Source organism: Campylobacter concisus (assembly GCF_902460665.1).
GTDB lineage: Bacteria > Campylobacterota > Campylobacteria > Campylobacterales > Campylobacteraceae > Campylobacter_A > Campylobacter_A concisus_AL.
The window spans coordinates 542,256-562,440 of record NZ_CABPUR010000002.1; the positions used below are offsets into that span (position 1 = coordinate 542,256).

At 39.6% G+C, this 20,185-nt stretch carries 25 protein-coding genes and 1 tRNA gene; 7 read left to right on the forward strand and 19 right to left on the reverse strand.

All coding sequences use genetic code 11. The annotated features are described in order from the left end of the window. The 4 genes from F3G66_RS09630 to nifB all read left to right on the forward strand — a co-directional run. Nucleotides 1–199: hypothetical protein (locus tag F3G66_RS09630; RefSeq protein ID WP_223154222.1), on the forward strand; the 199-nt coding region annotated here is incomplete at its 5' end. Then, the gene (locus F3G66_RS06055; protein ID WP_149707468.1) at nt 190–1,050 is read left to right on the forward strand and encodes a substrate-binding domain-containing protein; all 861 of its coding nucleotides are present in this window, start codon (nt 190–192) and stop codon (nt 1,048–1,050) included. The genes F3G66_RS09630 and F3G66_RS06055, both read left to right, overlap by 10 nt. Next, the gene (locus tag F3G66_RS06060; RefSeq protein WP_149707469.1) at nt 1,043–1,855 is read left to right on the forward strand and encodes a 4Fe-4S binding protein; all 813 of its coding nucleotides are present in this window, start codon (nt 1,043–1,045) and stop codon (nt 1,853–1,855) included. The genes F3G66_RS06055 and F3G66_RS06060 overlap by 8 nt, the downstream gene beginning before the upstream one ends. Then, entirely contained in the window at nt 1,855–2,682 is an 828-nt protein-coding gene (gene nifB, locus F3G66_RS06065) for a nitrogenase cofactor biosynthesis protein NifB (RefSeq protein ID WP_149707470.1), read from the forward strand. Before F3G66_RS06060 ends, nifB begins: the two co-directional genes overlap by 1 nt. A 517-nt stretch (nt 2,683–3,199) precedes the next feature. Here nifB and F3G66_RS06070 read toward each other — a convergent pair. The 16 genes from F3G66_RS06070 to aroQ all read right to left on the reverse strand — a co-directional run bounded on the left by F3G66_RS06070 (nt 3,200) and on the right by aroQ (nt 15,686). Next, complete coding sequence (locus tag F3G66_RS06070; RefSeq protein WP_149707471.1) at nt 3,200–4,555, reverse strand: sensor histidine kinase; 1,356 nt, start codon at nt 4,553–4,555, stop codon at nt 3,200–3,202. Next, on the reverse strand, nt 4,539–5,090 hold the full coding sequence (locus F3G66_RS06075; protein WP_223154223.1) for a response regulator transcription factor: 552 nt from the start codon (nt 5,088–5,090) through the stop codon (nt 4,539–4,541). The genes F3G66_RS06070 and F3G66_RS06075 overlap by 17 nt, the downstream gene beginning before the upstream one ends. A gap of 146 nt (nt 5,091–5,236) precedes the next feature. Then, nucleotides 5,237–5,845 (reverse strand): hypothetical protein, encoded by a 609-nt coding sequence (locus F3G66_RS06080; RefSeq protein ID WP_149707472.1) that lies wholly within the window; start codon nt 5,843–5,845, stop codon nt 5,237–5,239. 46 nt (nt 5,846–5,891) lie between these two features. Then, nucleotides 5,892–6,377, reverse strand: coding sequence for a PepSY domain-containing protein (locus F3G66_RS06085; RefSeq protein ID WP_149707473.1), 486 nt, complete (start codon nt 6,375–6,377; stop codon nt 5,892–5,894). 272 nt (nt 6,378–6,649) lie between these two features. Further along, nucleotides 6,650–6,724: transfer RNA gene (locus tag F3G66_RS06090), tRNA-Asn, on the reverse strand. A 112-nt stretch (nt 6,725–6,836) separates the two neighbouring features. Next, a complete protein-coding gene (gene mnmA / locus F3G66_RS06095; protein ID WP_149707474.1) occupies nt 6,837–7,859 on the reverse strand; it encodes a tRNA 2-thiouridine(34) synthase MnmA in 1,023 nt (340 codons plus the stop codon). 48 nt (nt 7,860–7,907) lie between these two features. Beyond that, nucleotides 7,908–8,501 carry an LOG family protein gene (locus tag F3G66_RS06100; protein WP_103648879.1) on the reverse strand — a complete coding sequence of 198 codons (594 nt, stop codon included), beginning with the start codon at nt 8,499–8,501 and terminating at the stop codon, nt 7,908–7,910. Beyond that, nucleotides 8,501–9,349, reverse strand: a complete 849-nt coding sequence (fliY, locus tag F3G66_RS06105) for a flagellar motor switch protein FliY (RefSeq protein ID WP_149707475.1) — start codon at nt 9,347–9,349, stop codon at nt 8,501–8,503. Before fliY ends, F3G66_RS06100 begins: the two co-directional genes overlap by 1 nt. Further along, complete coding sequence (fliM, locus tag F3G66_RS06110; protein WP_054196277.1) at nt 9,339–10,442, reverse strand: flagellar motor switch protein FliM; 1,104 nt, start codon at nt 10,440–10,442, stop codon at nt 9,339–9,341. The genes fliY and fliM overlap by 11 nt, the downstream gene beginning before the upstream one ends. Beyond that, complete coding sequence (locus tag F3G66_RS06115) at nt 10,442–11,146, reverse strand: RNA polymerase sigma factor FliA (protein ID WP_021090868.1); 705 nt, start codon at nt 11,144–11,146, stop codon at nt 10,442–10,444. Before F3G66_RS06115 ends, fliM begins: the two co-directional genes overlap by 1 nt. Continuing rightward, entirely contained in the window at nt 11,118–11,462 is a 345-nt protein-coding gene (locus F3G66_RS06120) for a hypothetical protein (protein WP_149707476.1), read from the reverse strand. Before F3G66_RS06120 ends, F3G66_RS06115 begins: the two co-directional genes overlap by 29 nt. A 13-nt stretch (nt 11,463–11,475) precedes the next feature. Continuing rightward, on the reverse strand, nt 11,476–12,342 hold the full coding sequence (locus F3G66_RS06125; protein ID WP_149707477.1) for a P-loop NTPase: 867 nt from the start codon (nt 12,340–12,342) through the stop codon (nt 11,476–11,478). Next, the gene (flhF, locus tag F3G66_RS06130) at nt 12,335–13,702 is read right to left on the reverse strand and encodes a flagellar biosynthesis protein FlhF (protein ID WP_149707478.1); all 1,368 of its coding nucleotides are present in this window, start codon (nt 13,700–13,702) and stop codon (nt 12,335–12,337) included. The genes F3G66_RS06125 and flhF overlap by 8 nt, the downstream gene beginning before the upstream one ends. Before the next feature lie 9 nt (nt 13,703–13,711). Next, complete coding sequence (gene folK / locus F3G66_RS06135; RefSeq protein ID WP_149707479.1) at nt 13,712–14,188, reverse strand: 2-amino-4-hydroxy-6-hydroxymethyldihydropteridine diphosphokinase; 477 nt, start codon at nt 14,186–14,188, stop codon at nt 13,712–13,714. After that, entirely contained in the window at nt 14,185–15,210 is a 1,026-nt protein-coding gene (locus F3G66_RS06140; protein ID WP_149707480.1) for a M24 family metallopeptidase, read from the reverse strand. Before F3G66_RS06140 ends, folK begins: the two co-directional genes overlap by 4 nt. After that, nucleotides 15,207–15,686, reverse strand: coding sequence for a type II 3-dehydroquinate dehydratase (aroQ, locus tag F3G66_RS06145; RefSeq protein WP_004317604.1), 480 nt, complete (start codon nt 15,684–15,686; stop codon nt 15,207–15,209). The genes F3G66_RS06140 and aroQ overlap by 4 nt, the downstream gene beginning before the upstream one ends. 84 nt (nt 15,687–15,770) lie before the next feature. Here aroQ and mqnF point away from each other — a divergent pair, with 84 nt between their 5' ends. Both mqnF and sppA read left to right on the forward strand, forming a co-directional pair. Then, nucleotides 15,771–16,988 carry an aminofutalosine deaminase family hydrolase gene (gene mqnF, locus F3G66_RS06150; protein WP_149707481.1) on the forward strand — a complete coding sequence of 406 codons (1,218 nt, stop codon included), beginning with the start codon at nt 15,771–15,773 and terminating at the stop codon, nt 16,986–16,988. Further along, entirely contained in the window at nt 16,976–17,839 is an 864-nt protein-coding gene (gene sppA, locus F3G66_RS06155; RefSeq protein WP_149707482.1) for a signal peptide peptidase SppA, read from the forward strand. Before mqnF ends, sppA begins: the two co-directional genes overlap by 13 nt. A gap of 48 nt (nt 17,840–17,887) precedes the next feature. Here sppA and F3G66_RS06160 read toward each other — a convergent pair whose 3' ends face one another. The 3 genes from F3G66_RS06160 to F3G66_RS06170 form a co-directional block, all read right to left on the reverse strand. After that, a complete protein-coding gene (locus tag F3G66_RS06160) occupies nt 17,888–18,784 on the reverse strand; it encodes a glutamate--tRNA ligase family protein (RefSeq protein ID WP_149707483.1) in 897 nt (298 codons plus the stop codon). Then, nucleotides 18,762–19,007, reverse strand: a complete 246-nt coding sequence (locus F3G66_RS06165) for an RNA recognition motif domain-containing protein (RefSeq protein WP_009294719.1) — start codon at nt 19,005–19,007, stop codon at nt 18,762–18,764. Before F3G66_RS06165 ends, F3G66_RS06160 begins: the two co-directional genes overlap by 23 nt. Before the next feature lie 224 nt (nt 19,008–19,231). Then, complete coding sequence (locus F3G66_RS06170; protein WP_084040967.1) at nt 19,232–19,783, reverse strand: DJ-1 family glyoxalase III; 552 nt, start codon at nt 19,781–19,783, stop codon at nt 19,232–19,234. Between the two features lie 84 nt (nt 19,784–19,867). Here F3G66_RS06170 and F3G66_RS06175 point away from each other — a divergent pair, with 84 nt between their 5' ends. Next, on the forward strand, nt 19,868–20,125 hold the full coding sequence (locus F3G66_RS06175) for a SelT/SelW/SelH family (seleno)protein (protein ID WP_255349566.1): 258 nt from the start codon (nt 19,868–19,870) through the stop codon (nt 20,123–20,125). Nucleotides 20,126–20,185: the final 60 nt, after the last annotated feature.

The following is a 20,185-nucleotide window of genomic DNA, read 5'->3' on the forward strand; positions in this document are numbered from 1 at the left end:
ATTAAAATTATCTCGCTTTTTAAACTTACTTTTGGTTATAATTACCCCAAATTTGGTCGCAGTTGCGATTTACATTTGCATAAATTTACCTTCAACTACCATTTTTGCAAATTTTAAAAGTCAAATTTCACAAGTTTCGCGTGCCGAAAATATCAAATTTACATTTCTTAAATCCCAAAAGGAGATTTCGTGGAATTAAAACAAACCGGTATATCACGCCGTGGCTTTTTAAAAGGTGCTTTAGCCACAGCTGCTGTTGCCACTCCGCAAACGATGCTGGCTGGCTTTACGCCATTTAAGTCTGACTCGCTTCAGGTTTGGTCGTGTGGAGGCCTATCTGAAGCATTTAACGAGCTAAATGCCATTTACGAGTCAAGAACAGGGCACAACATCCAATACACTGGCGCCTTTGCTGGTGCTCTTGGCAAGTCGCTTTTAGCACTTCAAAGCACGACCGAGCTCTTTGGAGCAAGGGTCTTAGAGCTTTCTAAAAAACTTCGCAAAGCTGGCCTTAGCCTCCACTTTAGGCCACTATGCTTTACCGACTACGTCCTAGTCGTGCCAAAAGGCAATCCTGCTGGCATTCACGACTTAAAAGACCTTGCAGAGCCAGGAGTCAGAGTGATGCTACCTCTTAGATCATCGCCCCCTGGCAGTGGTCCAGTTAAAGGGATCTTAAAAAACTCAAACCTCACTGATGCGGTGATGAAAAACATGGTCGCAAACGGATCATGCGTCATAAATATGATGTGCGAGCTAGTTGATGGAAAGGGCGATGCTTCGATCATCGAAAAGCGCCTAACAACGCATGATAGGTTTAAAGACAAGATCGAGTATATGCCCATCGATGAAAAGCTCATCCCGCCTGGACCGCTCACTTTTACGCTAAATATAATGAAATATGTAAAAGATGAAAGGCTCGCAAATGACTTTGCAGACTTTGTTTGCGGCACCGAAGGGCAAGAAATTTTTGAAAAACATGGCTTTACCTCCATTTATTCAGCGCGTGGGCTAGAGCTTATAGAAAGGTTTGGTGTAAAAGATGTGTAGTAGCTGTAATAGCGCATGCTCTAATAATAGTGCATGCGGCAATGTAAATTTAAAAAAGAAAAGCAAAAACTCCCCCACAACAAAGATAAGACGCCTAGTGCAGCTCATCTTTATAGCAGGCATCGGGCAATGGGCGTATTATGGCATTTTTAGATGCCCTTTTGTAGTGCCATTTGTAAATTGCCAAAACTGCCCTATCATCACCTGTTGGGGGCGGATCACATCGCTGTTTTTTGGATTTTGGCTATTTATCCCAGCGCTTGTCATCCTCTTTGGTAGAGCATTTTGTGGCTGGGTCTGTCCAGCTGGCTTTGTCAATCAAATGCTTGGTAAATTTGCCTTTTTCAAGCTAAAAATTCGCAGCAAAAAGCTAATAATCGCTCAGATAGGCATGCTAGCTACCATAGTAATCAGTCTTTGGGTCTATTTTATCTGGGGCAATCCTCGCATGATGATACCTATAAGAACGAGCGATGAGTACCTAACTGCCGTCACTTTGTCACTTCGCTTTGGCGAATGGGAGTGGGTCACTCGCACAGTGATCATCGTCTCAATCATGCTAGCCTCACTAATCGTAGCTAACCTTTGGTGTCGTTTCGTCTGTCCATCAGGCGGTGTGCTTGAAATTTTGCGTAGATTTTCGATATTTCGTGTCTATAAAACGAGTGCCTGTGACGACTGCGACGCATGCTTGCGCAAGTGCGAGATGGGGACGAGACCTGATGAGATAAACTGTACAAACTGCGGTGACTGCCTCAATGTCTGCCATGCAAATGCCATTAAATTTGGAAGGAAAAAGAGCTAATGATATTTCGCACTAAGGCTGATTTAGACAGCCACCCCTGCTTTAACAAAAAGGCCTCCGCTAACTACGGACGCGTGCATCTACCAGTTGCCCCACACTGCAACATCCAGTGCAACTTCTGCAACCGCATATATGACTGCGCTAATGAAAACCGCCCTGGCGTAACAGCAAAGGTGCAAACTCCAGATGAATCGGTGAAATTTTTAGAAAAGCTCTTTAAATTTAGACAAGACATCTCAGTCATCGGCATCGCTGGACCTGGCGATCCGATGTGTGACGCTGATAAGACGCTAGCGACCTTTGAAAAGTGTAAGTCCCACTTCCCAAATGTCCTGCTTTGCCTCTCAACTAATGGCTTAGCACTGCCTGAGCACGTTGATGAGATCGTGCGCCTTGGCGTGAGCCACGTGACAGTGACTGTTAATGCCGTGACGCCAGATGTTGGCTCAAAGGTCTATTCGTGGGTGAGGTATGAGGATAAAAACTACTACGGCGAAGAGGCTGCTAGGATACTGCTAGCGCGCCAAGACGAGGGCATCCGCAAGCTAAAAGAGGCTGGTATGCTAGTAAAGATAAACACCGTCGTCATCCCTGGGGTCAATATGGACCACATCCAAAGCATCTCGGCAAAGGCAAAGCAGTGGGGAGCTGACATAATGAACTGCATGGCGATGATACCGGTGCATGATACGCCTTTTGAAAATTTAAAATCCCCTTCAACTGATGAGATCCACCGCATCCGTAGATCAATAGGTAGTGACATAAATCAAATGTCGCATTGCAGTAGATGTCGCGCTGATGCATGTGGAAAGCTTGGCGAGAGGTAGCGATAAAAGGCACTGAATTTAGTGCCTTTTTTTGGTTTTTGCTTGTAGCTCGTGGATTATGCGCCTTCGGCTCGTGGCTCTGGGCTAAATTTTGTAAATTTTGTTAGATATCAAAGTTATAAAAAGACATTAAGAAGTGCGGTTAATTTGCAGTTAGAGCAAGCTTTGCTCAAAAACAAAGTGGCGAAAATTCTTTACATTACTTTGAAAAATATCTTTTTACAAACTCTTTTAAAAGCCATTTAAATGGGCTTTAAATCATACGTCTTAGTGCTTTACTTACTATATAGACCTCAACCGCTACTATCTTCATCTATCTCGGCATCTTTGATAGTATTTGTTAGTGCTTATGATATGAGCACACCTTCAGGGCTCTTTTGGGCAACTTAACCATGAAATTTCTGCAAAAGTTTATGACTTTAACTTTGCTTTAAAAATATAGACGCCGTTTTATGCGGCGTTTAAATTTATGCTCGTATTTGTTTGCTATTGCATAAATTTTATCTTAGCAAACTGCCTAAATTTTCACTTCTTTTAAATTTACAAGCTCAAATTCTGCCCAAAATTCACTTCCAGCTCCAGCTTCGCTTTTTATACCAAGCTTTGCACCGTGAATTTTAGCGATATTTGTAGCTATAGCAAGTCCTAGTCCGCTGCCTGTGTTTAGGCTTTTGTTTCTTGAGCTTTCAACTTGATAAAATTTATTCCAGATTAGCTCGCTATCTTTTTTAGAGATGCCAATGCCATCGTCTTTTACAGACACAAGCGCATGCGTTTTTGATAGGCTTAAACTTAGCTCGATCTTAGCCGAAGCAAATTTAAGAGCATTGCTTAAAAAGTTATCCACCAGCCTTGATATCATCAGCTCATCGCCGAGGATTACGGCATCTGGTGCTACCACACAGCTAAATTTTAGCCCCTTTGCGTCTGCTAGCTTCTCATAGTCGGTGGCTAAATTTTGCAAGATAGAGCTTAAATTTATACGCTTTAGCTCCAAATTTCTGCCAGATTCCAGTCTTGAAAGCTCCAAAATTTGATCTATCAGCGAGGTTACTTTCCTTGACTGCCTAGAGATGACCTCCAGCGACTCCTTAGCCTCACCCAAATTTTGTGAGTAGTTTTTAGCGTAGTCGCTCTCAGCCATGATGACAGATAGTGGCGTTCGTAGCTCATGCGAGACGTCTGAGGTGAGCTGTTTTTCGTTTTGATAGACCTTTTCAAGGGAGTCAAGCATCTGATTAAAAACGCTTGCAAGCGCGTGTAGCTCGTCTTTGCCAGCAGGTAGGTCGATACGCTTTGAAAAGTCCCGGCTGCTACCTATCTCAAGCGCAGTTTTTGACATCGTAGTGACTGGTTTCATCGCGTTTTTTATCGTTTTGTAGCCGCCGTAAAGCACAAAGAGAAATAAAACCGGCACAAAAACGCCAAGCGCTAGTAAAAATAGCCCCTCTTTTTTGAAAAATTTTTCCGCATTTATCACACCTCTGACCCAGACGTCTTTACCTTTAGCTGCGATATCATAGTAGTAAAGGCGGTTTTTGCCGTTTTCAAAAAGCCGCACTACACCGCTATTCATTTTAAGTGAAATTTGAAAGTGTTTTGGCGCTAGACCACCGATCACATCGCCTTTTGCGTTATATTTTATAAAAAATATCCCATCATCGTATGGCTCAAACTCATCCATATTATTGGCGATCTTGGTGACTGATTTGGCTAGCTTTTTTTGGCTCGCATCCTCAAAAACCTCATCCGCCACGACCGCTGAAATGGCAACTAGAGCCACCACGATAACGATGATAAAAAACGAGTACCAAAGCGTTACACGCGCTGTTATTGGGATGTTTACGAGAGCTTGTTTAACCCTTAATAACATAGCCAAGCCCTCTTTTAGTCTGGATCACGTCGCACTCGCCAAGCTTTTTTCTTATGTTTTTTATAAGCACATCGATGACGTTTGAATCGCCCGTGTAGTCAAAGTCCCAGACGTGCTCTTTGATCTGGTCGCGGGTTAAAATTCTGCCCTTGTTTAGCATCAAAAACTCTAAAATTTCATACTCTTTGCCGGTTAGTTCGACCTGCTCGCCGCTAAATTCTACGGACTTTTTAGAAAGATCAATCTTTAGCTTGCCTGCGTAAATTTCACTAGCCACGTTGCCGCTGTTTCGGCGAATGAGCGTGCGCACCCTAGCTAGCAGCTCCTTAAAGTCAAATGGCTTAACCAAGTAGTCATCCGCGCCCGCGTCAAGCCCCTTTACAACGTCGTCTACATCGTCTTTTGCCGTTAGTATCAGCACAGGGGTCGCTAGCTTTGCGGCGCGCGATCTTTGCAAAAATGTAAGTCCGTCCATCACTGGCATCATAAGATCAAGCACGATGAGATCGTAGTGCGCCACGGCGGTAAAGTCCATCGCCTACTCGCCGTTAAACGCGCTATCGACGCTATATCCGTTTTTCTTTAGGTGCTTTACTATGACGTTATTTAGGTCTATTTCGTCCTCTACGACTAAAATTTTCATCTTCGCCTCGCTTGGTTTTGCCAGCTATTTTATCAAATTTAGCTTTTTATTTTTAGATTTAAAATTTCGCCATTTGCTGCGCCTATCTTGAAATCATATAAAAAGCCGTTAAATTTAGCCATTGTCTCATAAAAATACTCCGTGCAAAATGTGCCAAAACTTTGTTTTTTCGCTAGATAGATCGGTACAAATTCCACCTCTTCTGGCTTGGTTTTTAGGCGCTCCATGATGACCTCTTTGACTTTTTCTGGCAAAATGTGAGCCAGCCCTTCAAATTTGGCCTGCTCTTCATTTATCTTTGATAGCTCAGCTCTTTGCGCCTCGTCTTTTAGGCAGTTTGAAGCGTTTGATAACCAAACCCCAGCCTTGCCAGCGCAGACGAGCACATCCGCTACACCTTGAAGCGAAAGTTCAAGCACATTTTTAAAGAAATTTTGAGCTTTGTATTTCGGAGCTGCTTGGCTTGAATTTTTATCTAAATTTTCGGGGCTTTGCTCGCTCTTTCTTAAATTTTTGTAACTATTTTTATTAGCAGTATTTTCACTTAAATTTTCTCTCGCGCTTTGGCTAAAATTTTCGTTCAAATTTTTCTCTAAACCCTGCTCGCCAACTTTATCGTTTAAATTTTGCTCTAAATTTTCACTCATCTTTTTTCACCTTTATAAAAATTTAACGCCCAAAAAGGGCGCTAGATCACTTTGTATAGTTGCCGATTATCTCGCCATTTTGAGCGTTTATGATCACTTTTCTCTCGCTCCTATCGCGCTTAAGCTCCACTTTGTATATCCAAGCACCATTTTTATTATCAAGCTCTGCCCCGTCAAGGCTCCAGCCGGCTTCAAGCGCTAACGCTTTAGCTACCGCCTCATCGATACTAAGGGCAAATTTTGAAAAATCTACAGCCTCATTTGGCAGGATATGTTTTTTATTTTTATTCTCTACTTTAACGATCTGACCGCTGTTAGCATCGATCTTGATATCTTGTTTGACGCCATCTTTAAATGACTCTATCTTGTAAAAAGTCACGCCGTTTTTCACGTCTATCTCGATATCTTTAACGCTTGAGCCTGGGAAGTTTTTCTCAGCTATGTTTAAAGCCTCTTTTGATGTGATGGCTGCTTGCAAACTTGTCGCTCCTAAAACTGCTGCTAAAACTGCTGCACTTAATACCTTTTTCATTTTTGATCCTTTTATTTTTTTATTTCCAACTTTCGTTTGGATGAGCGCATTATAAAAGCCTTAAATGAAGCTAGAATGAATAAGGGAAATTTATTTTAACTTCGTTCAAAGACAAATATCTAATCGCATTTTGACCGCAAACAGAACGATATACTTTGAAACAGCAAATAAATCTGAGGGGAAATAAAAGAGAAAATTACAAAAAATAATAAAACTTAAAGTTCTTAAAACATCGTTAAAATCGGGACTTTAAAAGGATTTTTGAATATAAATGGCTCCGGATGCTGGGTTCGAACCAGCGACCAAGTGATTAACAGTCACCTACTCTACCGCTGAGCTAATCCGGAACACTTGAAAAGAGCTCGTATTATAGACGAAAAGATATGTTTTGTCAATAAATTTTAGCTTAATTTATAAAAAATTACGCAGAGTCCAATAAATTTTTATAAAAGGCTAAAACTAGCCTTTTATAAATCCACTTGCAATAACCTTATCGCCATCATACATAACACAAAGCTGGCCTTGCGCCACACCAAGTGCATTTTGATTTAGCGTTAGTTTAGCTGTTTTATCCTCTTTATCAACCTCAACAAAAGCATCAAGTTTAGGGCTTCTATATCTTATCTTGGTTTCGCACTCAAATTTATCTTTATCTATAAACAAATTTACGTTTTCAAGCTCGACTACCTTTTGAGCCAAGTCATCTTTTGTTCCTACAACGATCTCGTTTTTATCGGCATTTATCTTTATAACGAAATGTGGCTCATGAGCACCAAAAACCTCAAAACCACGGCGCTTACCGATAGTATAGTGCATATAACCTTGGTGACGGCCGATTATTTTGCCATCTTTATCAACCACATTTCCTGGTAAATTTGTATTGTAATGCTTATTTAAAACTTCGATATAGGTATCTTCCACAAAGCAAATTTCACTACTTTCTGCCTGCGTAGCAAATTCTTCAAGCACTTTTACACTTCTTGCAAGCTCTTTTATATCTTTTTTAAATTTATCCCCAAGCGGGAAAATAACATCTTTTAATATCTCTTTTGGCACTTGGGCTAAAAAGTAGCTTTGATCCTTACTAGGATCTTTTGCGCATGTGATAAATCCATCGATAACTTGTACATAATGCCCAGTAGCAAGCTTCTCACAGCCATTTGCCTTTGCAAAATCAAGCAACGCACCCAGTTTTATAAATTTATTGCACAAAGCACAAGGATTTGGCGTCTTGCCCTCTTTATAGAGCTTCACAAAAGGATCATAGACAAACTCGTTAAATTTATCCTGCAGATCCAAAATATGCACCTTTATGCCAAGATACTCGCCTACTTTTTTTACTTTTCTGATATTTTCTTCGTGATATCCTGGCTTTTGATGTAGCATCATATAGCAACCTTGCACTTCATGACCAGCTTCTTGCAGAAATTTAGCCGTCATAGTGCTATCTACACCACCGCTCATTGCGACCATTACTTTCATATTTTTTACCTCTTTGAAATTTAAAAGCGGATATTTTATATCTTATTTTTAAATAGCCAAAATTTCGTTTGCGATAAGCTCTAAATCATCGGTGATCTTGTATAAATTTATATCTTCTTTTTTTATTGTTTTTTGGCTAACTAGCGTATTTTTTATAAACTCATCAAGCCCTTGCCAAAACTCACTCCCAAAAAGAAAAATTTTTACTTTTTTGCTACCAACTTGAGCAAGTACTAAAATTTCAAAAAGTTCATCAAGAGTGCCAAAGCCGCCCGGAAAGACGACAAATGCGACTGAACGATCGGTGAGTGCAAATTTTCTTGGGCTTAAATTTGAAAAGAGATATTTTGCTGTGACGTAAGGGTTTGTATTTTGTTCAAATGGAAGCCTCACATTTAGGGCTATACTTGGCGATTTTGCACTGTCAAACGCGCCCTTGTTCGCAGCTCTCATTATGCCGTCCCCGCCACCAGTTAAGATGGCATATCCTAGCTCGTTTAGCTTATAAGCTAGTTCATAAGCCTTTTTGCAGTAGAAATTTTCTTCATCAAATCTAGCCGAGCCAAAGAAGGTAACATTTTTATTTTTATATTTTAAGACGTTTGGAAAATTTAAAAGATCGCTAACTAATTCATTATTCATTATTTTAACTGTTGGAGCCTCTCGCGTTTTGAGCCTATCTGAGTGATCTGGATGCCAAAGTTTCCATCGATTATGACAACTTCGCCAAGAGCTATTACCTTATCGCCGATCAAAATTTCAAGCGGATCGTTTGCTAATTGATTTAGCTCGATAACTGAGCCAATATCCATGGTAAGCACATCTTTTAAAAGCATTCTTTTTGAGCCGATACGAACACGAATAGGGAGCCTAACATCCATTATAAGTCCGATATTTCTCATCTCTTCAGAGCTAAAATCGCCCTTAGCTACGTGAGGAGTGCTCGCTGGTGCAGCTGGTGCTTCAGTCTTTGTTGGCTCAAAAAATTTCATCAAAGAATGATCGCAAGCAAAACCGATATGCTCGCTTAGATCTTCGATTTTGACATTAAATAAAAATAGCTTTTCATAAACACTAAAATCAAGCGAAGAATTTTCATCTAAAAAATTTACATTTATTACTTCAAAATTTATCTTTGGCATGCCCTTTTGAGCACCCAAAGATGTACTAAAGGCACTAAAAAGATTTGAAAATATCTCTTTTGCGGCGTCAAGCTCATCACTGCCTAAATTTTCATTCTTTGAAATTTCCTCTCCACCCATCATCCATTCGCTAATGGCACTTATTAAAACCGGAGTGCATACTATCTCTGTTTTAGCATTGATGTCGCCGCTTAAAGAGATATTGGCCATCACTACCGGCGGCTTTATGCCATTTTGCGTTGGTGCGTCAAATTCATTTCTTTCACCAACCTCTGGAGCTCTGCCCGTAAGTCCTTCGATAGTAGCTTTTAATTCATTAGAAAATATATTAAAAAAATCATTCATCATCTTCGTCGTCCTCTTCTTCTTCCATTTTGCGCTCATTAGCTTCATACGCCATTAGCTTTGCTTTTCGCTCTTCTTCGTATTTTTCTAAGATATTTTTGATCTCATCTTTATCAGAGCGTATTAATTGCTCAATCCTTATAGATTTTCTAAATCTATGAAGCCCAACCTCAGCTAAGAAAACTTCTTTTTTATCGATACAAACGATCGCCTTATCATCAGCTCCTCTATCAAGCCTTAAAATATCGCCTTCTTTTAAATTTAAAAACTCATTTACGCTGATGATCGATTTGCCAAGTATGGCTTCATATAAAATTTCTGCTCGTCCGATAAGTGTTTTTAGCTCTTTGTTTCTACTTTTTTTTGCACTTGTTTCGCCAAGCATAATGTCTCTATTTGCAAGGCGTGAGAGTATCGGTTCAAGGTAGATGACTGGATAGCATAAATTTATCATACCGCTTGATCCGCCAACTATGATCTCCATAACGACCATGATGACGATCTCATTTTGAGAGACGATCTGTACAACATTTGGACTGCTTTCTTTAGCTTCCACATTTGGGTACATATCAGTTATCATTGACCAGCTCTCTTTTAGACGCTGCATGATCATTCTAAGCACCGCATCAAGCAAATTTACTTCAATGTCGGTTAGCTCTCTATTTGCTTCAAAATTTTCACCAGTTCCGCCAAGCAAACGATCTATCATCGGAAAAGCAATGCTTGGATTTATCTCCAAAACGCAGTTTCCATCAAGTGGCTTTATAGAAAAGACATTAAAGCTCGTTGGACTTGGCAAACTCATCAAAAATTCGCCATAAGTCATTTGATCAACACTGTGAAGTCTGATCTCGACAATACTTCTCATAACACTAGAAATTTGACTAGCCAAATTTCTAGCAAGCTTATCATGGATGCCTTTTATCGCGCGAAGCTGCTCTTTACTAACGCGGTTTGGACGCTTAAAATCATAAATAATAATCTGTTTTTGTTCGCCTTGCGATCTCTCTTCGACCTCGATATTACTCGTATCGCCGTCTTCATCAACAACTTCAAGTAGCGCGTCTATCTCTTCTTGACTTAAAATATCAGCCATTAAACCCCCAAGCTACGCCTGATACGATCAAGCAAACGTTTATGAATTTGTGAAATTCTACTCTCGCTGATATTCATGATCTGGCTTATCTCTTTTAAATTTAGCTCTTCATAATAATAAAGCTGAACCAACATCTGATCTCTTTCGTCAAAATCTTTTAAAGCTTCTTCTATTTTTAAAATGAGATCCTCTCTCTCAATGCTTTTCTCGACATCATTTTGACCAATTAGCTCCATTTGCTCGTCTATTGGCAAAATAGTAATGATACCGCTAACGCCTCTTGCCTCTCTTATCTTCTCAATATCTTCATTAAGCTTTTCGGCCAAATACTCATCGCTTGGCTCTTCTTCAAATTCATTAAAGTAGTTATCTATCTCGCTATTTATGCTCTTTACCAGCTTTCTATCGCTTCTGCTAACAACATCAAGCGTCCTTAGATAATCAAGCATAGAGCCATAAATTCTCTTTTTGCCATAACCCCAAAAAGAGTCATTTTGCTCCTTGTCATACTTCCTGCTAAGTTTTATCATCTCTTCGACGCCAATGCTTATTAGGTCATTTGTATCTATGCTTGATGGCAACCTCTCTTTAAGTCTAAACGCCATTGCACGCAGTGCTGGCATATATTTTAAGACGATTTCGTCTTGTTCTTTTTTTATCGTGTTTTTATAAGCGTTAAGCTGCTTTTGCTTTAACTCGTGCATTTCGTTTACCAGAATCAAAATTTTCAGCAGTCATTTTTACCATTATATTTTCCATACGCTTTTCTCTAGTATTTAGCTCAGAGATGAGATAGTCTGCGATCTCTTCGTGTTTTTGTTTATCAAAAATTTTAGTTAAAGCCCTTTTCACATCGATGTAGTTCATGATAGCAATGTGAATTATAAGATAAAAAAACAAAGTAATAACTAGTGTATAAACAAGCATTTCGATAGGCTCACTCACCTTTAACAAGGTAAAAACTATACCTACAAAAAAACCACAAACCGTAAAAAATGCTATAAAATTTTCTGCACGCAAAGCTCAATCTCCATTAAAATTGTTCTATCAAACGCTTAAAGAAGCCCCCAAAGCTCCTACTTTGCTCATCGTTAAGCACTTTTCGTTCCAACCTATAAAGTAAATTCGAAGCTATCTGTTTTATCTGGGCACTAGGCTCAGCATAAGCAGCGTCGTCTGTAAAAAGCGTTCGTTGTTTTATACTTCTTGAAACATTCTTATCAGAAGCCATAAACCCTATAAGCTCTAAATTTAAGCTAGGCCCGATATTTGCATTAGCAACACGTTTGATATTTTCATAAATTCTAGTCGCCTCTGCTTCATTTTTTACCATATTTAAAAGCAAAAGCTCACTATTTTTAAATCTTGAGACGATCTTTATGACAGCGTATGCATCGGTTATCGCTGCAGGATCAGGCACAGTTACCACCACGACCTCATCAGCCGCTTCTAAAAACAACTGCGTACTACCGCCTATGCCAGCTCCGGTGTCAATGATCAAAAAATCAAGCTCATCAAGCTCGCTCGCCTCATCTAAAAACCTCTCAAATAAAAATTGATTGTTAAATTTCAAAATTTCATCGCCGCTTTCACCAGGAATGAGGATCAAATTTTTATTTATAGGTATCAAGATATCTTTTAGGCTGCACTCGCCTTTTAGCACGTGAAGTAAATTTTTGCCCATTTTTACATTTAAGATTACATCAAGGTTTGCAAGGCCGATATCAGCGTCAAAAAGCCCTACTTTGTAGCCATTTTTTGATAAAACATTTGCCAGATTTGCACTTATAGTACTCTTGCCAACACCGCCTTTGCCGCTAGTTATCGCAATAAAATGTGTATTTTTGCTCTTGCTTTGAGACTGGACTAAATTTTGTAATTTTTGCGCTTGATTATTCATCGCTAGCCTTTTGCTTTGTAAAGCCGTCAAACACGCACTCTACTAAAAATTCGCTCTTTGCCTCCACAAGATCATCAGGTACCTCTTGACCCACGCTAAAGTAGCTAACCGGCGTATTTGTCTCATATATCAGCGAAAAGACATTACCAAAAATTTTTGTTTCGTCAAATTTGGTGATTATTAGCGTGTCGATATCCAAAAATGAAAACCCATTATAAATTTCTATTAGATCTTCAACCTTTGAGCCAGCCGAAAGGACCAAATTTACATCGATCTTTGCACCACTATGCTTTAAAAATTTATCAAGCCTTTCAAGCTTTTCTTTGTCATACTGCGAATTTCCAGTCGTATCAATAAGTATCACATCACAATAATTAAGCTGTTTGATAGCATTTTGAAAGTCATCTATCTCGATAACATCGAGAATAGGCAGCTTCATCATTTTAGCGTATTGAAATAACTGCTCAACCGCTCCGATACGGTACGTATCAAGCGTGATGATGCCTGTTTTATACCGCTTTTCATTGCCGTAAGCAAAACGAGCAGCTAGCTTTGCAAGAGTCGTAGTCTTACCAACTCCAGTTGGGCCAACTAGCATCATGATACGTTGTTTTTTATCGCTTGGCTCTTTTCTGCAAGGTAGCATATTTCGCAAAAGCGAATAGAAGTACCTTTTTACAGCAGTTGGATTGCTCTTCATTGAGACTGGTAAATTTTCAAGCGTCGTTTGCATGATGGCCTCTAAATGCTCATCTTTCATGCCGCTTTGTTTTGCGAGTTTATAGATACTAGCAAACTCTGGCGGGATCGAGAGATTGTTGCGATTTGGTGCTTTCTCGTCCCAGATCATGTCAGTTATCAGACCTATTTTCTCGCTTAGCACACTTACTTGCTTTGCTACATCGTCTATTTTTTTATTCATACCATTTGGTATGCTCGACTCTTTATCTTTAACGTCATCGATATTTACATTTGCGATCGTGCTTATCTCTTTTGCAGCAGCTGAGATATTTAAAAGCACGCTCTCATTTGGATCGTAAGGCTCGGGTGACGCTGTCTTTGCCTCAAATTTAGCCGGCTCTTCTTTTATCTCAAATTTTGGCTTAGCAGGTTCATAGTTTTTATTAAATTTAGAGTAGGCATTTTCGTAGTTTATGGCTTTTGTATTTGGTTTTGTGGGCTGCTTTACGTCGTCCTCTTCAACGCTTACTAAAATTTCATAAAGCGGCTTTTTGTTTATCGTTTTGGCTTGAATCTGTTTTGTAGTAACTAGTATGGCCTTCTCGCCGCACGCCTCTTGAGCCTTTTTCAAAGCCTCGATGGTGCTCTCGCCTGTAAAAGTATGAAATTTTGTAGCCATTTATATCCTTTAACCTCTCATAAGCCCTAGTGGCACGATCACGCTAAGCCTCTTGCTAGCCCCTGGGTGCGGGACGATAAGGCGCGGAGTCTTATAGACTTTTTTACTAAAATACAAAATATCCAGATCAAGCGTGCGTGGCGCATTTTTAAACGTCCTCACGCGCTTAAATTTACTCTCATAATGCCCCAAAATTTTTAGCAAATTTCTAGGGCTCATAGATGTTTGTAAATTTATAACAGCGTTACTAAAATCATCCTGCGCTTCGTAACCAAACGCCGCATTTATAAGGATCGGCGAGACTTCAACCACGTGAAAACGCCTATCTTCACTAATCGCTCTTATAAATTTATCAAACCTCTTTGCGCTATCGCCGATGTTGCCACCCATGCCAACTAGCGCCTCATATTTAAACTCATCTCTTTTATGAAAAAAACTAGGGCAAAAACGGCTTTTTAAGATCTTTCTTGCTCCAGCTAGCCTCATAAAATCTCGCACCCACCTTCTCTTGCGACCACCACGTCCTCGATGCGCACACCAAATTCATTTTCTAGATAAATTCCAGGCTCCACACTAAAGACCATGCCCTCTTTTATGAGCGTTTCGCTCCTTGCTGAGATGACTGGAAGCTCGTGTATATCGACACCCACGCCGTGTCCTGTCGAATGAAAAAAGGCCTTTTCATATCCAGCCTTTGCTATCACGTTTCTTGCTGCAAGGTCTATCTCGCACGCCCTAACGCCAGCTCTAGCGACCTTTATCGCAGCAGCCTGAGCCTCTTTTACGATCTCGTAAATTTCTTGCATCTTTGCGTTTTTAAATTTTTGCTCCTTTGAGAAGTTAAAATTTTCATCAAAGCAAGCAGTCCTGGTGCGGTCAGAGCAGTAGCGCTTAAATTTTACCCCGGCATCAAGTAGCAGCAAATCGCCTTTTTTTAAAATTTTACCCCCGGGCAACGCGTGCGCTTTTGCGGCATTTTCGTTTATCGCTACGATCGGATCAAAGCTAAGACCTAACTCGTTTTTTTGTCTAAAGATAAGCGAGGCGTTAAAATGAAGCTCTTTTTCGCTCATCTCCTCGCCATTTTCACGCACAAATTTAGCAAATTCATCAAAGCATTTTGCTCCAAATTCGCTAGCTTTTTTTAAAATTTTTATCTCATCTTCGCTTTTGCAAATTCTCTTTAGCCTAGAGAAATTTGCCTTTGGCTTAAAATTTATCCTAAAGCCTTTGCTAAGCGCGTTAAACTCACTTAAGCTTAACTCGTCAGAGTTAAAAACGAGGCTGCTTGGCTTCATCTTTCTTAAAAATGCCCTAACCTCGCTTATTAAATTTCTCTGCGCCAAAAGAACGACCACTCCTGCATTTACGCAGCTTTTTGCCTCGAAATAATACCTCGCGTCCGTGAAAAAGTATTTCACGCCATCAAGGCATAGCAAAAACTCATTATCGCAGCTGTAGCCGCACTCGTAAAATACGGCGTTTTCGTCCTTTAAGATGAAATTCATTGTGCTTTTTGATTTGCTCTTACTGCTTTGATTTGCTCAAAAATTTGAAGCATGCCTATCATCGCCAAATGATAGCCAACTGGTCCAAAGCCCACGATCTGGCCTGCCGCAACTGGTGCGATGAGGCTTTTGTGGCGGAACTCTTCTCTTCTATAAACGTTGCTGATATGCACCTCGATAACTGGCAGTGCAACCGCACTTAGCGCATCACGGATAGCGATAGATGTGTGAGTGTAGGCAGCTGGGTTTATGATGATGCCATCAGCATCGCCCAAGCACTCTTGGATCTTATCGACTAGCTCGCCTTCAAGGTTGCTTTGAAAAAACTCGATCTCAACGTCATTTTGATCGGCAACGATCTTCATTTGAGAGTGGATATCCTCCATCTTCATAACGCCGTAAATTCCTGGCTCTCTAGCGCCAAGCATGTTGATATTTGGGCCTTGAATAACCATTATTTTTAGCTTCTTATCCATGTCACTCCTTTTGATTAAATAGCCTAAATTATACATTTTCGTTCCTAAATTTTCGCTACAATAATAAAAATTTAAGGCTCAAATGTGGAAATTTTAAAAGCAAAAAAGATCATCGCTGGCGGAGAAAATCCAAAAATTTTAAGAAATTCTTGTGTCGTTATTGATGATGATAAAATTTTAGAAATTTTAAGCGAAAAAACAGCGATTGAGAAATTTAAAGGGGCGAAAATTTGCGACTTTGGTGACAGTGTGATCACCCCAGCCTTTGTAAATACCCACGTTCATTTAGAATTTAGCTCAAACATCAGCACCCTAAAATACGGCGACTTCATAAAATGGCTTGGCTCTATCGTCGACAAAGGCGGCGAGCTAGCTAAAATGGACGCTAAAAAAGCGATGAATGAAGCCATAAATTCGCTGTTAAAAAGCGGAATTTGTACCATTGGCGAGATCTCTAGCTTTGGCTCGGAGCTTGAAATTTTAGCCGCTAGCCCTCTAAAAGTCGTACTTTTTAGTGAAATTTTAGGCTCAAGCGAGCAAATGGTTCAGCAAAATTTGCAAAATTTCTTAGCTAAATTTGAGAAAGTAAAAGGATATAAAAGTAAAAATTTTACCCCAGCTATCTCGCTGCACTCGCCCTACTCTGTGCATCCAAAGCTCGCCAAAGCTGCCCTTGAGATAGCTAAAAAAGACGATCTTCTTGTTAGCACGCACTTTTTAGAGAGCAATGCTGAAAAGCAGTGGCTAGAGCACGGCAGCGGTGGCTTTAAAAAGCATCTTTTAAGATTTAGCCAAGATCCAAAGCCGATGTATGACGCAAATGGCTACTTTGCGATGTTTCGTGAGATAAATACTCTATTTACGCACTGCGTTTATGTGAGCGATTTTGCTAAATTTAAGCCGCATCACAGCGTGACGCACTGCGCCGTTTCAAATAGGTTACTTGGCAAAAAGGCGCTAAATTTAAAAGAAATTTTCAAAAATAACGTTAGCCTAAACATCGGCACAGACGGCCTTAGCTCAAATATCAGCCTAAATTTTTGGCATGAACTAAGAGCTGCCCTATTTACCCACGCCAGCCTTGATCTAAACGAGCTTGCCACTAGGCTTTTTGTCGCTGCAACGCATGGTGGAGCAAAGGCACTTAGGACAAATAACGGCGAGATAAAGGCTGGGCTTGCTGCTGATCTTGCCGTCTATAGCGACCTAGAGTGCGATGATAGCGAGTTAATACTGCAACTCATACTTCACACAAATGAAGCAAAAAAACTATATATCGGAGGTAAAATTTGCAAATTTTAAGGCTTATTTTTAGAGGAATTTTGGGAATTTTTAAATTTATAAATAACTACTTTAAGGCGCTCATATTTTTACTCATCTTATTTTTTATATTCACACCAGATGGCAAGATGAAAGAGCCAAATTTAGCCCGCATAGACATCACCGGCACGATAATGGACACAAGCGAAATTTTAGATGCGCTCGAAAAAGCAAGACTGGATAGCAACATCAAAGGCGTGCTACTCTACATCGACAGCCCAGGCGGCGCGCTAAGTCCTAGCGTGGAGCTAGCCATGGCGGTCAAGCGACTAAAAGAGAGTAAAAAAGTGCTCGCATACGCAGCTGGCAACATGGCAAGTGGCAGCTACTACGCTGGCGTAAATGCTGATACTATCGTAGCAAACCCAGGCGCTTTCATAGGCTCGATCGGCGTCATCATGCAAGGGGCAAACATCGAAAATTTAGCCAAAAACTTAGGCGTGAGCGAGCAGGTGGTGAAGGCTGGCGAGTTTAAAGAGGCTGGCACCTTTATGAGGAGCTGGAGCAAGCAGGAGCGTGAGAGCTTGCAAGGGCTCGTAAATGACGCTTATATGCTATTTGTAAGCGACGTGGCAGCAGCTAGAAATTTAGATATCAAGAAAAAAGACGAGTGGGCAAACGCAAGGGTCTTTTTGGCGCACAATGCCCTAAAAATAGGGTTAATTGATAGCCTTGGTAGCTACATAGACGCTCAAAACGAGCTAGCTAAAATAAGCCTCGTAGATGAGCCCGTCTGGCAAGAAAAACCACAGATCGAAAAGATAATGGAGAAATTTACAAAGCAAGGCATAAACTCGCTTTTTAACGCATTTTTCGAGACAAAGCTCAAATAATCAAAGCAAAATATTAAGGCGGGGATAAACTGCATATATAGTATAAATTTAGCTCATACTTTGCAAAAATTTTTTGGCTATATTTTTTAGCTTAAACTCGTAAAGTAGATTTTGGATTTTATCTGCTGATCTTATATCTAAACCAAGATCATTTGCCAAAATTTTGTAATAAATTTGCGGGCTATCTTTTAGATTAATTGGCGGTGATTTCGAGCTTTTTGAGAGCTTTTTGCCATCTTTTAAAAGTAGCTTATGATGAATAAAATTGGCATTATAAAATTTAAAATTTAGCCTTTTTGCAAGGTATCTTTGAGCTAGCGTGCAAGCCTTTAAATCCTCACCTCTAACAACCAAATTTATACCCATATCCTCGTCATCTATCACGCTTGCAAAGTTGTAAGCCGGAGTAAAATCTTTTTTGTAAATCACAAAATCGCCCATTTGCTCTATCACAAGCTTACCAAGAGGATCACCCTCATCAACGCTTAGTCTAATGGCGGTCTTGTCTTTTATAAATTTTAGATTTTTATTTTTACAAATTTTAGTGTAAATGCCGTTTTTATAGGCATTTTTTGTAGTTCTTGAACATTCGCAGATATAAATTTCTTTAAGCTTTTTTAGCGCACTTTCATATCTTTGAGACCTTGTTTTAAAGCTAAAATTACGCTCAAAGCCACTTACACTAATTGGACCTTTGTCGTAATCAATTTCCAAAAATTCTAAAACATCAAAGATATTTTGAACAAATTCTTGTCGGTATCTACTAAGATCATAATCATCAATACGTAAGTGCAAAACGCCACTTGCCGAACGTGTCAAAAGATAAGTTAGGATGAAGTTATAAGCATTGCCAGCATGCAAAAACCCACTAGGCGTAGGAGCTATACGGGATACTATGCCACCACTTGGTGGCAAATAGTCATTAATCTCTTGGTCTAGCCTCATTTACCCTTAAAGTACGTCCGCCTAGTTCTTTTTCATTTAGTGCGTCTATAGCTTTTTGTCCCTCATTTGCATCGTCCATTTCAACAAAGCCAAAGCCCTTTGAGCGATCAGTTTCTCTATCTTTTACTATTTTTGCTCGCCTTACTTCACCAAATTGTGCAAAGGCTTCCTTTAATTCTGCCTCTGTCGTTCTATACGACAAATTTCCTACATAAATATTCACAGGAGTGTTCCTTAAAAAAATTACCGATTTATTCGGTTAGTGTGATAATAGCTAATTTTCGTCAAAAAGATGTAAAAAATCAAAAAATTTATTACACTTTTCTGAAAAATATTCTTAAAAGCTACAAGCTCGTATATATAGAACTTTTATAACTATCACTAAACAAAATCTAATCTTAAGTTTAAAAAGAATAATTAAATAAAAAACTATTTTATCTTTATAAGCTATTTATAAAGTAAATCATTCTTTACTTGAAGATAGGCTTCATCGCCAAGTAAATTTTTAACTATAAAAAGTGCAAATTCCATTGAAAAAGCAGGACCTTTTGCTGTAATAATATTTTGATCCCTCAATACACTCTTGCCGTTATCATAACCCCTTTTATCACTTCTTACATTTTCTTCAAATCCTGGATAACAAACAAAATGATCTTTTAGCACACCAGCACTCTCAAGTACCATAGGAGCAGCACAAATGGCACAAATAAGCTTATTGCTTTTATCAAAATTTTGCAAGATTGCTTTGAGCCTTGTATCGTTTGCTAGATTGCTAGCTCCTGGAAGTCCACCAGGAAGGACGATCGCATCGTAGTCTAGCTCTTTCATCTCGCGAAGTGTCACATCGGCTTTTACGCATATATTGTGACACCCTTTGATGTTTACGTCATTTAGCCCAACAATAGAAGCTATCGCTCCAGCTCTACGTAAAACATCAACAGAAGTTAGCGCTTCTATCTCCTCAAATCCTTCAGCTAAAATCACAGCAACTTTTTTCATAAATTTATCCTTTCAAGTAATATGTTTTATTTGTTAAGTAAAATTCTATATAATGTTGGCTTATTTCACAAGAAAGGACAGAGCATGCAAGTAAAAATTATTTACTGCAACTCTTGAAACTATCGTCCGGTAGCTTCTCGTGTAGAAGATGAAATAAAAGCGAACTTTAGTGATGCAAGAGTCGAAAAGGTTATAGGTGATGGTGGAAATTTCATCGTCGAGGTTGATGGAGATGTTATATTTTCTAAGAAAGATCGCATCGGAAATGATGAAGCGAGATTTCCTCACGGTGAAGAGATCACAACTCTTATAAACAAATATCTCAAAGAAAAGTCGGCTTAATGCTAGCTACCGAGACGGGAAACCGTCTCGTTTTTCCCTATTTTTGACTTATGGTTCTAC